Annotated in this window: 8 protein-coding genes; 6 read left to right on the top strand and 2 right to left on the bottom strand. The window is 37.5% G+C overall.

All coding sequences use genetic code 11. The annotated features are described in order from the left end of the window. Positions 1–726 precede the first annotated feature (726 nt). Positions 727–1,185 (top strand): hypothetical protein, encoded by a 459-nt coding sequence (locus ACXX8U_RS02600; RefSeq protein WP_458564477.1) that lies wholly within the window; start codon positions 727–729, stop codon positions 1,183–1,185. A 271-nt stretch (positions 1,186–1,456) separates the two neighbouring features. Here the strand turns inward: ACXX8U_RS02600 and ACXX8U_RS02605 are convergent, their stop codons facing one another. Beyond that, a complete protein-coding gene (locus ACXX8U_RS02605) occupies positions 1,457–3,868 on the bottom strand; it encodes a S9 family peptidase (protein ID WP_458564478.1) in 2,412 nt (803 codons plus the stop codon). A gap of 292 nt (positions 3,869–4,160) precedes the next feature. On the opposite strand from ACXX8U_RS02605, the gene ACXX8U_RS02610 reads away from it, so the two are divergent. Next, positions 4,161–5,168 (top strand): 3-oxoacyl-ACP synthase III family protein, encoded by a 1,008-nt coding sequence (locus tag ACXX8U_RS02610; protein WP_210788827.1) that lies wholly within the window; start codon positions 4,161–4,163, stop codon positions 5,166–5,168. A gap of 139 nt (positions 5,169–5,307) precedes the next feature. Beyond that, positions 5,308–6,303: an isoaspartyl peptidase/L-asparaginase family protein gene (locus ACXX8U_RS02615; protein WP_458564479.1), complete on the top strand. Its 996-nt coding sequence runs from the start codon at positions 5,308–5,310 to the stop codon at positions 6,301–6,303. 295 nt (positions 6,304–6,598) lie between these two features. Here ACXX8U_RS02615 and ACXX8U_RS02620 read toward each other — a convergent pair whose 3' ends face one another. Beyond that, positions 6,599–10,885, bottom strand: a complete 4,287-nt coding sequence (locus ACXX8U_RS02620; RefSeq protein ID WP_458564480.1) for a T9SS type B sorting domain-containing protein — start codon at positions 10,883–10,885, stop codon at positions 6,599–6,601. A gap of 191 nt (positions 10,886–11,076) precedes the next feature. On the opposite strand from ACXX8U_RS02620, the gene argS reads away from it, so the two are divergent. The 3 genes from argS (at position 11,077) to ACXX8U_RS02635 (ending at position 15,318) form a co-directional block, all read left to right on the top strand. Next, a complete protein-coding gene (argS, locus tag ACXX8U_RS02625) occupies positions 11,077–12,870 on the top strand; it encodes an arginine--tRNA ligase (protein WP_458564481.1) in 1,794 nt (597 codons plus the stop codon). Positions 12,871–13,009: 139 nt separating this feature from the next. Beyond that, a complete protein-coding gene (gene ffh, locus ACXX8U_RS02630) occupies positions 13,010–14,368 on the top strand; it encodes a signal recognition particle protein (protein WP_166136533.1) in 1,359 nt (452 codons plus the stop codon). A 68-nt stretch (positions 14,369–14,436) separates the two neighbouring features. Continuing rightward, complete coding sequence (locus tag ACXX8U_RS02635; RefSeq protein WP_458564482.1) at positions 14,437–15,318, top strand: bifunctional 5,10-methylenetetrahydrofolate dehydrogenase/5,10-methenyltetrahydrofolate cyclohydrolase; 882 nt, start codon at positions 14,437–14,439, stop codon at positions 15,316–15,318. The last annotated feature ends 76 nt before the right edge of the window (positions 15,319–15,394 follow it).

The raw sequence follows: 15,394 nt of genomic DNA on the forward strand, positions 1-15,394 counted from the left end.
TGAAGGAAAGAAATATGTTCGTTACTGCTTTTTTTAGGGAGCAGTAGTTTATTGCCTCGCACACGACTGGTCCCGCTGTCCGTTATATCTTGCTGGCAATCCCGAGGTGTCGGGATTAGCCAGCAAGGATGCCACTTCCATCGGGGCTCGAGAGCGCGTTTTGTTTTCAGAACTTGACAACCAAAAACTTCTCGATACAATTTTGAAACGTAAAGCTATCGCATTACAATTCAAAATCATTCGAAGTGACGTTTGCAACACCAAGCAAATAAACGGTTCAGTTCGAATCGTCAAGTTATGATATTCATCTGTTCGTGTTGAGTAGCAATTTGCATTAGAAAATTGCTGCGAAGTATCGAGAACACTTTTAAACCAAAACTTCTCGATACAATTTTTAATCGTAAAGCTATCGCATTACGATTAAAAATCACTCGACGTGACGTTTGCATCACAATTCTAACAAAGTGTTCACTAGATTAATAATATGTTTTAATTCAACACATTAATTAAATAATAAATAGTATCTAGGCATTTCTTAAATTAGTAAAAATCTTATTTTTATTTTTTATTTTGTAAAAAAAATAGATACTTTTATAAAAAATGAATTATATACTCATTTATCAAAGCTCTTATAATCAATTTGAGTTATTGTGTAGCAGAAGGACTTTGCAGTTCAATGTTCTTAGATGAATTATTTAATAATTGGCAAGATTAAATCGCAAAATGATGAAAAAACTTATATCAATTCTCATCCTTCTAGTAATATACGGATGTACTGAGGACGGAAAAACTTACTACTATACGATCACAAATAATTCAGGTGTAACTGTCGAAATTATACCTTACTCTCAACAAGGAGTACTACTTTTAGGTAAAAAAGTTATTTTGTTAAATGGTGAAAGCTTAAGTAAAAAAGATTTTGATGCAACTCCAGGTGGAGGTACTCCAAACATTGCTAGAGCAATACCAACAGACGAATATTTGACCAAAGTTGAGTTTGTTTTTGCAAATTCAAAAAAATATATTTTCGGAAGATGTGGTTTTAAAATTAATGGAGAATTAGCTACTTGTGACGATGTGAGAAATATTTTCAGAAAAGAATACAACGACGAACAAACTGAAGTTTATACCATTACTCCTGAAGATTTTCAAAATGCAACAGATTGTGGCGGTCCTTGTTATTGATAGTTTTTTGTTTTTGAAGTACCCAATAATATTACTTTTGTGAAATTATTTGTAAATCCTTGATTAGATTTTCGCTATAAAATTGCGGCGAAGTATCGAGAACTCTTTAAAACCAAATATTTCTCGACACAATTTTAAATCGTAAAGCTGTCGCATTACGATTTAAAATCACTCGAAGTGACGTTACTTGTGTCTTCATAAAAAAAACCAGCCCGAAATCAGAGTGATTCCGGGCTGGTTTATTGTTGTTAGCTCTACAACAGAAAAGCTTTTAGTTTTTCAAATGTTTCTCTAAAAACTGATCTTGTTCCCAAAGCAAGTGCAAAATATTCTCTTTGGCTGCATAACCATGACTTTCTTTTGGTAAAATCACCATACGAGCTGGGCCACCTAATCCTTTTAAGGCTTGAAAGTAACGCTCTGTTTGTAAGGTAAACGTTCCCGGATTGTTATCTGCTTCACCGTGTACCAATAACATAGGCGTTTTCATTTTTCCTGCATTCATAAACGGAGACATCGCTGTGTACACTTCTGGACTTTCCCAGTAATTGCGTTGCTCACTTTGGAATCCAAACGGAGTTAAAGTTCTGTTGTAAGCACCACTGCGGGCAATTCCACACGCAAATAAATTAGAATGTGTAAGTAAATTGGCTGTCATAAACGCTCCGTACGAGTGTCCGCCAACGCCTACTTTTTTACGGTCAATGTATCCTAAAGCATCAACAGCATTGATAGCTGCCTCAGCATTGTCAACCAATTGGGTGATAAAATTATCGTTTGGTTCTGTAGTTCCTTCACCAATAATAGGGAAGGCCGCATCATCAAGTACCACATAACCTTTGGTTACCCAATACACAAACGAACCATAACTTGGGAAAGTGAATTCATTTGGGTTTTGGGTGCTTTGTCCGGCTGAATTTTTGTCTTTGTATTCTGCTGGATATGCCCAAATCAACAATGGCATTTTTTCTTTTTTAGACTTGTCATAACCTACTGGCAAGTACAAAGTTCCTGATAATTCAACACCATCTTTGCGTTTGTATTTAATCACTTCTTTACTCACGTTTTTGATACTTTCAAACGGATTTTTGAATGATGTAATCGGTGTCAGTTTGTTTTTTTGGTAAATGTTTCGCAAGTAATAGTTTGGATACTCGTTTTTAGACTGAATTTGAACCAAAACGGTTCCTTTCTTGAAATCTTCAATTTCGATAACATCTTCTTTTTTATCCGTGTAAGTCGATGTGTACAAGCGCTTGCTTTGCAATGTTTTTAAATCGAACTCACTGATAAAAGGAAATTGTCCGTTCTTCGTAAAACCAGCACCAATTAAGAACGCTTTGTTGTTTTCTAAAGCAAGTACATACCTGTTGAATTCATTCTTGCGCGTTTCAAAATTTCCTGGATCAGCATAAACGTCTTGCGAATTACGGTCGAAAATTACTTTTGGCGCTTGTTCTGGTTGCGATGGATTAAAAAGATAGGTCTTTGTATTACGCGTATCGTACCATTCGTCCATCAAAACAGCAACATTTTCATTACCCCACATGATGCCGCTAAAACGTTGAGGTGTTTTCACAAGTGATTTTGCAGGAGCTGTAAAAGGTGCACTCCACGTAAATACCTCATCTCTAAATTCCACTTTGTTGGCAGGATCACCAGCGTCAAGGGCTTCAACATACATCAATGTAGCAGGTTGATCGGCTCTCCAAGTCATGTTGCGTTTGCCTTTGCGCACGGCCATAAAACCTTTCGGAATAATTTCGGTCAACGGAACTTCGTTTACTGTTTTTACCTCGTTACCGTCTTTATCATACACCACCGATTTAGATGGGAAACGACTTAACGGAACAATATAGGAAAACGGTTTTTGAATGGTGGTAAGCATTAAGTAATTGCCATCAGGCGAAAAGCTTTCTCCGGCGTACATAGCTGCTTTTTTGAACAAAGTTGCTGTTCCATCTAAACTAACTTTGTATAATTCAGAGGTCATGATGTTCTCAAAATTGATCTCATCATTGGCGTTTTTCAACATGTCAGGATACGTTCTGTTTTGCGATTTCGATCCATCGGCATTCGAAATAATTGGTCCAGCAGGCAAGTCTTTCTTTGCATCCAAAAGTGCCGGTCTGTTTTGAGGTAACATTTTAACCAAAATAGTGGCATTGTCTTTCAACCAGCTAAACGGATTGCCTAAATTGGCATTAACACGAGCTTCAGTTAGTCGCGTCGCTTTTGCCGTAGCAACATCAATAACCCAAAGTTCAACACCCGTTGCGGTAGTATTTGAAAACGAAATTTTACTGTCGTTTGGCGACCAAGCAATGTTGCTGATTTTAGCATTTGCAGGTAGACCGGTTACTTGCATTTCATTGCTGTCTTTTACTTTTCGTAGTTTTAGGTTGTTCACGTAAGTTACCGAGCTCGAAATATTCGTCACCGGATTGATACGCAAACCACCCAAACGCAGTTCATCTTGATTCAAATCATCTAGCGTTTTGTAGGTGCTGCGGTACGAAAGAAGTAGGTATTCTTTTTTGGTATCCATCGATACGGATGGAGCGCGTTCGTAATCGGCCAATTCGAGTATCGATGCCGATGGTTTTTGATAGCTAAGATTTTCTTGCGCAAAAGCCGAAATGCTCAGTCCAAGCGCAATAAATAGCGAAATTTTAAATTTCATACTTGATAATCATTTTAAATTAGAGTTAGTCTTGTTGTAATACAAGTCTAAAATACCGCAAACTTGTTACATTTGAAAAAAATAAAATACTTTTAACTTTTGCCAACCTACTCAGGATACCCATTTTAGCTCCAAATTGGATTACAGCACCCTTTTTTTTATTTAATTTGGACTTGTAAAGCCCCGTAAATAGCTAGAAACTGGTAATTTGGTAAAAAAGTAGTAATTTAGTAGCCCTAATTTTAAGGTATGTTTTAAATTTGCAAACTGATTTTAATAAAATAACAATTATATGTATCATTCAAAAATAGCAGGATTGGGTTATTACGTTCCTGAAAATGTAGTAACAAATGACGATTTATCCAAGATCATGGATACCAATGATGAGTGGATTCAAGAGCGAACTGGAATTCAAGAACGCCGCCATATCATCAGAGGAGAAGATACAACAACCTCAATGGGTGTAAAAGCAGCCGAAATTGCAATTGAACGCGCGGGTGTTGCCAAAGAAGATATTGACTTCGTAGTATTTGCTACGCTAAGCCCTGATTACTATTTTCCAGGACCTGGAGTTTTGGTACAAAGAGATTTAGGTTTAAAAACAGTTGGTGCATTAGATGTGCGCAACCAATGTTCTGGTTTTGTTTACGCTTTGTCAGTAGCTGACCAATACATCAAAACGGGTATGTACAAAAACATTCTGGTTATTGGTTCAGAGGTACATTCTACAGGTTTAGACATGACTACGCGTGGACGTGGCGTTTCGGTAATTTTTGGTGATGGAGCAGGAGCTGCTGTTTTGAGCAGAGAGGAAGATGTTACCAAAGGAATTTTATCAACCCACTTACACTCAGAAGGGCAACACGCCGAAGAATTAATTGTAAAAGCGCCAGGTATGGGTGGCCGTTGGGTAACTGATATTCTAGCCGATAGTGATGCAGATGACGAAAGTTATTTCCCATACATGAACGGACAATTTGTATTTAAAAATGCTGTAGTTCGTTTTAGCGAAGTGATTAATGAAGGATTGCAAGCAAATAATTTGCAAGTTTCTGATATTGATATGTTGATTCCACACCAAGCTAATTTGAGAATTAGTCAATTTATCCAAAAGAAATTTAACTTAACGGATGATCAAGTGTACAACAACATTCAAAAATACGGAAATACTACTGCAGCTTCTATTCCGATTGCTTTAACCGAAGCATGGGAAAAAGGAAAAATAAAATCAGGTGATACGGTAGTTTTAGCAGCATTTGGCAGTGGTTTTACTTGGGCAAGTGCTATTATTAAATGGTAATATTTTGATTTTCAATAGCTTTTTGGTCTTACCGATAAAAGCAAAATAATAAGGAACCTACACTTTTATTGTGTAGGTTTTTTTATATCCATCCGATACTATATCTTTACTTTTAGATCTAACATCAAAAAAGCATTTTATGGCTAATCGTCGAGACTTTTTGAAAACGGCTGCTATGGCCACTGCCGCAGCTGCATTACCTTCTCTGGCAGATGAAATTGTATCTCAAAAAGAGTCGTTTTCAACAAAAGGAACAAAACCTATTGTACTTTCTACCTGGAATTTCGGTTTGCAAGCCAATGTTGCTGCTTGGGAAGTGCTAAAAAATAATGGCAAAGCGCTTGATGCGGTTGAAGCAGGTGTAAAAATCCCAGAGGGCGATCCTACCGAACGTAGTGTAGGTTATGGTGGAAGACCCGATCGTGATGGTCGTGTGACGCTTGATGCTTGTATTATGGATGAGAATTCGAATATTGGTGCTGTTGGTTGCCTCGAACACATCAAGCATCCAATTTCTGTAGCACGTGCCGTAATGGAAAAATCACCTCATGTGATGCTCGTTGGCGAAGGCGCACTTCAATTTGCCTTATCGCAAGGATTCAAAAAAGAAAATTTATTGGTTGCCGATTCAGAGCGAGAATGGAAAGAATGGCTTAAAACAAGCGAGTACAAACCTATTGCCAATATTGAAAATCACGATACGATTGGGATGATAGCGCTTGACGCAAATGGCGATTTGTCCGGTGCTTGCACAACTAGCGGAATGGCTTTTAAAATGCACGGTCGTTTGGGAGATTCGCCAATTATTGGAGCTGGTTTATATGTTGACAATGAAATTGGAGCGGCTACAGCTACAGGTCATGGGGAAGAGGTGATTCGTATAACAGGTTCTCACTTGGTGGTTGAGTTGATGCGTCAAGGGAAATCTCCGCAAAAAGCTTGTGAAGAGGCAGTAGCTCGCATTGTAAATTTGAGTAAAAAGCGCAACAAGGATTTAAAAGATATTCAAGTAGGTTTTATTGCTCTAAATAAAAAAGGAGAATTTGGTAGTTATTGTTTGCAAGGCGGTTTTAATTACGCAGTGCATGACGCTACTGGAAACCGTTTGATCGATCCGCCTTATTTTTTAAAGTAATCAAAAAAGGTACAACGAGAGTTAGCTCGAAATTCGTTTGATTCTTATGATAATATTACAAAAATCAAAAACCCGAAGTTGGCAAACTCCGGGTTTTCTTTTGATAATTAACTACTAAAATCAATGCTAATTTGTTATGAAACTGCATTTATTATAATTGTAAAGCCAGTTTATTTAATAATGTAGACGTAACTTTATAATTACATATGATAAATAAGACTACTTGTTGATGGGTTTGTTACACAGAATTTCATTTTTTTTCAATTTTTATTTTTCGCTTCTTTAAAATTAGAATCTACCTTTTCAGTGAAAAATGAGATTTGTATTCTTTCTGGACGTTATCTTCGATATAAGAAATTGTAAACCAATAGTCATCCGCTGGCATTGGATTTCCGTGGTAAGTACCGTCCCAACCGTTGCCATTAGGGTCGAGTGTTTTTAAAAGTTTTCCGTAGCGATCAAAAATATAAAGATTTAGAGTTCCTTCCCGCGGTATTCCGCTGATGTTCCAAGTGTCATTGTAACCGTCGTTATTCGGCGTAAAAAACTTTGGACTAGAAATTAATCGGATAAAAATAGGAGCAGTGACCAATCCACAATTGTTTTCTAAAATGGTAACTTCATGTCGGCCACTTGGTACATTTGTAAAAACAGGGCTATCTTGATAAGGTCCGCCGTCAAGCGAATATGAAAAAACACTTTCACTTCCAACAAATAAGCTTGCGATAATTGTTATTGTTTGATTATCATTAAACCAACCACTAGTTGTGTAGGTGATAGCCGTTGGTAGTGCAGAGGTAACAACTTCAAAAGGTACAGGTCCTGACGAACACCCAAAAATAGCAAGATTGAATACATTTAAAGTGTAATTTCCTGGGCGGTTTGTGCTAAAGCTGGAAGCTGTACCTACTAGGGTTCCAGTTTCGTCGCGCCATTCAAAGCCGTATTGAGGTGCCGAAAAGCCACTTTCTATTACGGCATTGGTAGTGGTTCCGTTTGCAGTATCGATGCATATTGATGGTACTGTTAAATTAGGTCGCGGGCTATCGGTTATTGTAATTGCAAATGGTTGTTCAGCAGGGCAGAGTACAGTGGCTAAGGTGCCTGATTCGCCATAGGTATAAATTGTTGTTGAGTTAGTAATTACATCTCCTGGAAAAAATTCAGTATTGGTTGTATTTGGTCCACCTGGATTGCGAAAATATCGCGTCACCTGAGCAGGATACGCGGGTAATGCATACGATTCGCAGCGGGTAACTGGAGAAATCGGGGCAATTGCCGGTGTGTTGTAAATTGTAACTGTAAAAGCATCTTCGTCTGTACAATTTACTCGATTGTTATTTTCAACAAAAACATAAAATGTACTTGTGGTGGTGACAGGATTGTAAGGAGGTGTCAGTAGAACGCCTGTACCATTCGGACCGTTGGGTGCTGTGTAATAACTTCCCATACCTACTATTGGTGGCAAATTATAACTGTTACATGCAAATTGATCGTCAATTTCGTTAACAAAAGTCACTAAAATATCAATGGTGTATTCAGAAACGCAAGTATTAGGACTGATTGCTGATGCATAAACATAAATTTTACGAGAAGAATCGATAACTGTACCAGCTGGCAACACGGGATTAGTGCTTGATGGTCCGCCAGAAAAGGCATAGTATTCCCCGTTTGTTAGATCGTCTAGAATGTAAGGTTGTCCACATCGAATTACTTCAGTTGGTTTAGCATCAACAAGAGGCGACCTGTTTATTGTAACAAAAAAATCCTCTTCTACAAAACAAGTTCCACTTGGAGCTCTATCGTAAAAATAAATTCGTTGTGATGATGTAATTGGTGTTCCAAAAGCGAGTCTGCGACCAGTCCCTTGTGTTCCAGTGAAATAATTTCCTGCATGTGGCACGGCAGGTAAAAAATAGACATCGCATTGTGGAGCGGTATCAGGGAAATTTGGTAATGGTTCGATATTAACTGTGATAGTGAAATTTAAGTTATCGGTACAATTTTGTCCAGGAACATAGAACCATAAAGTAGTTGTTGTATTAATTAGAGTTCCTGCAGGGATTACAGATCCATTTCCTGCGGCGGCTGTTCTGTATTCGCCTACCGTTAATGCTGGAAGAGGGTAGGAAGAACACGAGTCAACATCTGCAGGAGGGTTAATACTCGGAAGGCCAATAAAAATTTCAAACGATTCTTCTGAGACGCAGTTTACAGGTAGGGTTAGACTTTCTTTGTATGCGTATATCTGAGTAGTACCTGTGATAATTGTACCCGGCAAAACTACCAAACCTGTTTTGTTGCTTCCGGTATAATAAGTGGCTCCATTAGTATCAATAGGCATGGTATAGCTTGAGCAGGCAAATTGATTGGCATAAGTTGGCAGTGGTGTAAAAGGAATAATTGTTATTGTGAATTGTCGTTCAACAGTGCAATTAGGGGTACTGATCGTATCTTCGAACCAAACGTAAATTGTATTGTTTCCTCCGGTATTGATTATAGTTCCTCCAGGTAAATTTACGTTTCCAGCGGTGGTTGGTCCTCCACTTTGCGTGTAATAACTAGCATAAGGTAATTCAGGCAATTGGTATTGTGTGCAATAAGTGCCTGAAGGAGGAGTAATATCATCCAAATTGGCTATTGTAACATTAAAAGGGTCTTGATTTGTGCAAAGTGCTGACTGATTGTAAACGTATAAATTTCTCGTTGTGGTGGTAATAGTGTTTCCTGGAAAAAGTTGAGTACCGGTTCCGTTGGGTCCTGTCCAATATTGTGCGCCTAAACTATTCAAGTTGGGTAAAATGTACGAAGTACAAACAAAAACATCAGGAAAAATGTCAATTGGTGGCAAAGGATCTACAACAAGTTGAAAGCTGGTTGTCACGAAGCAATTATTTTCGGAAATGTTTTGTAATCTAACCCAAATAGTAGTTGATGCACTCAAAAGTTGATTACCTGGGCCAATTGTAATTCTATTTGAATTGTTGTTGGCTCCTACTGATGAGGAATGAAAACTGATTCGATTATACGTTGTGTTTTGCGTACCTATAATTTCAGCAATGGCAGTTGAAAGATTAAAGTTGGCTCTCAAAGGAGTTTCAGTGCTATTTCGTGCACATAAAGTCATAGTACTAGGTTGAGTAGCAATTTGAGGTGAATCTACAATTTGAAGTTGAAATGATCGCACTTCAGAACACAAAGTTGTTGGGTTTTGCACACGAACATAAAGTGTTATTCCATTTTGTGAGGTTGAAATAGTTTGACTGGTAGTAAGTCCTCCTGTGTTGGCCTCCGCTTCAGTTTGTGAAGAATGATAAGAGATTATGGTTGAAGCTGGTAAGTCATCTAAAGTGCCAGCTGCGCTACTCTGTTGATTAATTCCTGCTAGGATTATGTTAGTCATTTGTGTCAAGTCAAAGATATAATTGCTTACAGCAGTATCACAGCGATATAGATTTGGCAAAACAGACAAAATTCCAATTTGTGGATAGATTTCTACTAGAATATCATCGGTGACAGCCACGCAGCCCGGCTCTTGGTAGGTTACAGTATACCGATGTATTCCTGGCCCGATAAGCGGATTTAAATTGTTGAGGTCTAGTGTCTCTCCCGTTTGCGCAGGTGAAATTGTTATACCTTCTTTGCTCCACGAAAATGTGGTGCCAACTGCCAAACCTGCTGCAGACAAAATAGGCAAAGTACTCCCTGGACAAAATGCCCTATTGTTGGCAACTGTGTAATCTAACCCTAAAACATCTTGACCAATATTAAAACTATTGGCTTGTAAAAAGATAGCCGAGTCGTAACCCGTATTGGCCCCGCCATCTGCAATGACAATTTTAATACGGTAAACGTGATTAATATCCAGTGCTGTTGCAGAGGCAAGCATAGGGATGGTTTGACCGTTAAAGTTTATTGCAGTTCCAAAACCGCTACCGTTAAATGCACCAAAATAGCTAGCGTTTTCTGAAGAACAATTGGAGTTATATGTCATGTCTCTGATAGTTTCTACAGATACAGGAATACTGGTATTTGGAATTACGGCCAAGTTTTGCGCAGCGCCACCAGCAGTTATATCCTCAAGCAAAAATGCAAATGCATCCGAGAAGTTGCATTGCGAGGTTCCATATTCTTCAGAGGCAAATAAAAATGAAAAGTTGAAATTACTGGTTTTTGGTTGAAAATCGAATTGAATAAAACTCGCATTGATTGAATTAATGGTTACTCCTGATTGTGAAAGCAGAACTGCTTCAAGGCTATTATCACCGGTCCATGCGGTCGTACCATCACTCAAAATAGTGTTATTAGGACCGGGAATTCTGTTGACATCTCCAGTTGATAAAACCATGCCTCTAGCAAATGGGAAATTTGGATTGCTGTTTTCGAAATAACCAATACCATTGCTCGATCCAAATGAAGTTCCCGTTCGAAATTGTATATTGGTACCAAAAACACAAGGAGAGTTAATAAGCACTTGGTTGACCAGTTGTTCAGTATTATAGGTCGTGGTGTTAATGCTAACAGATTGACAATAAAATTGGTAGGTTGATAGGAGCGAAATGAAAATAAGTAATTTTTTCATATCCGAGTTTGTTATATTTGTTACTCAAAAATAATCAAATTAGCTGACTTAACCTTTTCTGAAGGGGTTTTATTCTAATAATGATTTTCATAAATTACTTTTTAGACTTATAATCCCTATAAATATCTCATTAAGCAATTTCGAGTTTCCGGCATTATACCTATCTTTGCACACTTAAATAAATACTTAAAATGTCATTACAACAAATTCTTACGCCATCTATACAAAAAGCTGTCCAAGCTTTATTTGAAGTTACAATCGAAAAAGTTGAATTTCAAAGTACTCGGAAAGAATTTGAAGGCGATATTACAATGGTTATTTTTCCGTTGCTAAAAGTTTTAAAAGGTGCTCCAGGCGCTTCTAATCCGGTAGAACTAGGAACCAAAATAGGTGATTATCTTGTAGAAAATTTGCCAGAAGTAAGTCGTTTTAATGTAGTGTCGGGCTTCTTAAATATTGTAATTTCAGATAAATACTACCTCGATTTTTTCAGTAGTATCAAAGATAATTCATCTTATGGTTTTGTAACTCCAGCTGCTGATGATACTGCGGTAATGGTTGAATATTCATCGCCAAACACAAACAAGCCATTGCATTTAGGTCATGTTCGTAACAATTTGTTAGGATATTCTGTTGCCGAAATTATCAAAGCTTCTGGTAAAAAAGTTTATAAAACTCAAATCATTAACGATCGAGGAATTCATATCTGTAAGTCGATGATTGCTTGGCAAAAATTTGGTAATGATCAAACTCCTGAATCAACTGGTTTAAAAGGAGATAAATTAGTTGGAAATTATTACGTAGCTTTTGATAAAGCGTACAAAGAAGAAATTACACAACTAATGAATGCGGGTAAAACCGAAGAAGAAGCTAAAAAGCAAGCGACAATTATGCTCGAAGCTCAAGAAATGCTTCAAAAATGGGAAGCTGGTGATGCTGAGGTGAAAGCATTATGGGCTAAAATGAATCAATGGGTTTATGATGGTTTTGCTATTACATACAAAAATCTTGGTGTTGATTTTGATCGTTATTACTATGAGAGTGATACCTATTTATTAGGGAAAGATGTAGTTCAAATTGGACTTGAAAAAGGAATTTTCGAAAAAGATCCTGACGGCTCTGTTTGGATTGACTTAACTGATGAAGGTCTTGATCGTAAAATTGTATTGCGTTCAGACGGTACAGCAGTGTACATGACACAAGATATTGGAACGGCAATTCAACGTGTGAAAGACATGCCGGATGTTGGCGGAATGGTTTACACAGTGGGAAATGAGCAAGATTACCATTTTAAAGTGCTGTTCCTGATTTTGAAAAAATTAGGCTTTGAATGGGCTAAAAATTTATATCATTTGTCATACGGAATGGTAGATTTACCATCAGGAAAGATGAAATCTCGTGAGGGAACTGTAGTTGATGCTGATGATTTGATGCAAGAAATGACAAACACCGCTCAAAAAATTGCTGAAGATTTAGGAAAATTAGAAGCGTATTCTGACGAGGAAAAAGCTAAACTATATAGCACCATTGGTTTAGGTGCCTTGAAATACTATATTTTAAAAGTAGATCCTAAGAAACGAATTCTTTTTAATCCAGAAGAGTCTGTTGATTTTGCTGGAAACACAGGACCGTTTATTCAATATACTTATGCTCGTATTCAATCAATCATTCGTAAAGCCACTTTTGATTATAGTTTGACATCGAGCGTAGTCGAGATGCATGAAAAAGAAAAAGAATTGGTAAAACAATTGGAGTTATTTCCAGAAGTGATACAAAATGCAGCTCAGCATCACAGTCCGGCATTGTTAGCTAATTATACTTATGACTTAGTTCGCGAGTACAATTCATTCTACCAAGCAGTACCTATTTTAGGTGAAGAGGATCTAGAAAAGAAAAAATTTAGAGTACAACTCTCTAAAAAAGTGGCCGATACTATTGCGGCATCCTTTAAATTACTCGGGATTAATGTGCCTGAGAGAATGTAAAATAAAAATCCAAAACGACTGCTTTTTGCGGTCGTTTTTTTGTTTTCAAAAAGCGTAAAAAGCCTTACCAATTATGTAAAGTTCTAATTGTCTAATTTCCTAATTAGTTTATCTTTGCATTTCAAAATAAATCAATACTATGTTCGATAATTTAAGCGATAAACTAGATAAAGCCTTTCATATACTTAAAGGTCACGGAAAAATTACCGAGGTAAACGTAGCCGACACTTTGAAAGAAGTGCGCCGTGCGTTACTTGATGCCGATGTCAATTTTAAAATTGCAAAGGATTTTACCACCAAAGTAAAAGAAAAAGCTATTGGTCAAGATGTATTAACTACGCTTCAGCCAGGTCAATTATTGGTGAAATTGGTTAAAGATGAATTAACCGAATTAATGGGTGGCGATGTAGCCGGTATTAATTTATCAGGTAATCCGTCTGTTATTTTGATGTCAGGTTTGCAAGGATCTGGAAAAACTACTTTTTCTGGAAAATTAGCCAATTATCTTTTAACCAAAAAGAACAAAAAACCTCTTTTGGTTGCCTGTGATATTTACCGTCCTGCGGCGATTCAGCAATTGTACGTTGTTGGAGATTCTATTGGCGTTGAGGTATATTCAGAACCAGAAAATAAAAATCCAGTTGAAATTGCTCAAAACGCAATTAAACATGCTAAAGCAAATGGGTTTAATGTTGTCATTGTCGATACCGCTGGTCGTTTGGCTGTGGATGAAGAAATGATGAACGAAATTGAGCGTGTGCACAAAGCCATTCAACCACAAGAAACTTTGTTTGTTGTTGATGCGATGACGGGTCAAGATGCCGTAAATACTGCGAAAGCCTTCAACGACAGATTGAATTTTGATGGTGTTATTTTAACAAAATTAGATGGTGATACTCGTGGTGGAGCAGCGCTTTCTATCAAGACAATTGTAAACAAGCCAATCAAATTTGTAGGTACAGGTGAAAAAATGGAAGCAATTGATGTTTTCTATCCTGTGCGTATGGCCGAGAGAATCTTGGGTATGGGTGACGTAGTTTCCCTTGTTGAGCGTGCACAAGAGCAGTTTGACGAAGAAGAAGCGCGTAAAATCCAAAAGAAAATTGCCAAAAATGAATTTGGTTTTGATGATTTCTTATCTCAAATTCAGCAAGTAAAGAAAATGGGTAATATGAAGGATTTGGTAGGAATGATACCAGGTGCCTCAAAAGCCATGAAAGATGTTCAAATTGAAGACGATGCCTTCAAACATATTGAGGCCATCATCCACTCGATGACTCCATTAGAAAGAAGTAAGCCGGCTGTAATTGACGTAAAAAGAAAAGCGCGAATTGCAAAAGGATCTGGGACTAAAATCGAGCAAGTCAATCAGTTGATGAAACAGTTCGACCAAATGAGCAAAATGATGAAAATGATGCAAGGTCCGGGCGGAAAAAACCTAATGAAAATGATGGGCGGAATGAAAGGCGGAATGCCAGGAATGCCGGGAATGAAATAAAATTTAGAAAGTCTTAAAGTCGCAATGATTTTAAGACTTTTGTCTTTACTATATTAAACAACACAACAATGCAACTACTAGACGGAAAAAAAACAGCAGAGGATATCAAAAGCGAAATTGCTGTTGAAGTACAAAAAATGAGAGCCAATGGCGAGAAAGTACCTCATTTGGCAGCACTTATCGTAGGGAACGATGGCGCAAGCTTAACCTACGTAGGAAGTAAGGTAAAAGCCTGCGAAAGAGTAGGATTTGAGTCTACTTTGGTAAAAATGCCCAACACCACTACAGAAATTGAATTGCTTAAAAAGATTAAGGAATTAAATGAGAATGAGCAAATTGACGGTTTTATTGTGCAATTGCCACTTCCTAAACAAATTGACGAGCAAAAAGTTTTAATGGCGGTTGATCCAAGTAAAGATGTTGATGGTTTTCATCCGGAGAATTTTGGGAAAATGGCATTGGATATGACCACTTTTATTCCTGCCACTCCATTTGGTATTCTTGAATTACTAGATCGCTACGGAGTTGAAACAAAAGGAAAACACACGGTAGTGATTGGGCGTAGCCATATTGTAGGCAGACCAATGAGTATTTTGATGGGACGCAAAGGTTTTCCAGGTAACTCAACAGTGACACTTACACATAGTTACACCAAAAACATAGAGGAAATTACCATTCAGGCAGATATCATAATCACAGCCTTGGGGGTTCCTAATTATTTAAAAGCGGATATGGTAAAACCGGGCGCTGTAGTTATTGATGTAGGTATTACGCGTGTTCCTGATGAAAGCCACGAAAAAGGTTATGTTATTACTGGTGATGTCGATTTTGATCAAGTAAGTAAAAAAGCCTCATTCATCACCCCAGTTCCTGGTGGAGTAGGACCTATGACTATTGCCATGTTGTTAAAAAACACGCTTTTGGCGAGAGAGATGAAAAGAAATAAATAAATATTTTTTAATTATTAGAAGCCTCAAATTTATTTTTGAGGCTTTTTTTTGTCTTAAGCAAAGCTAAAATCGGATT

Source organism: Flavobacterium sp. GNP001 (assembly GCF_054343775.1).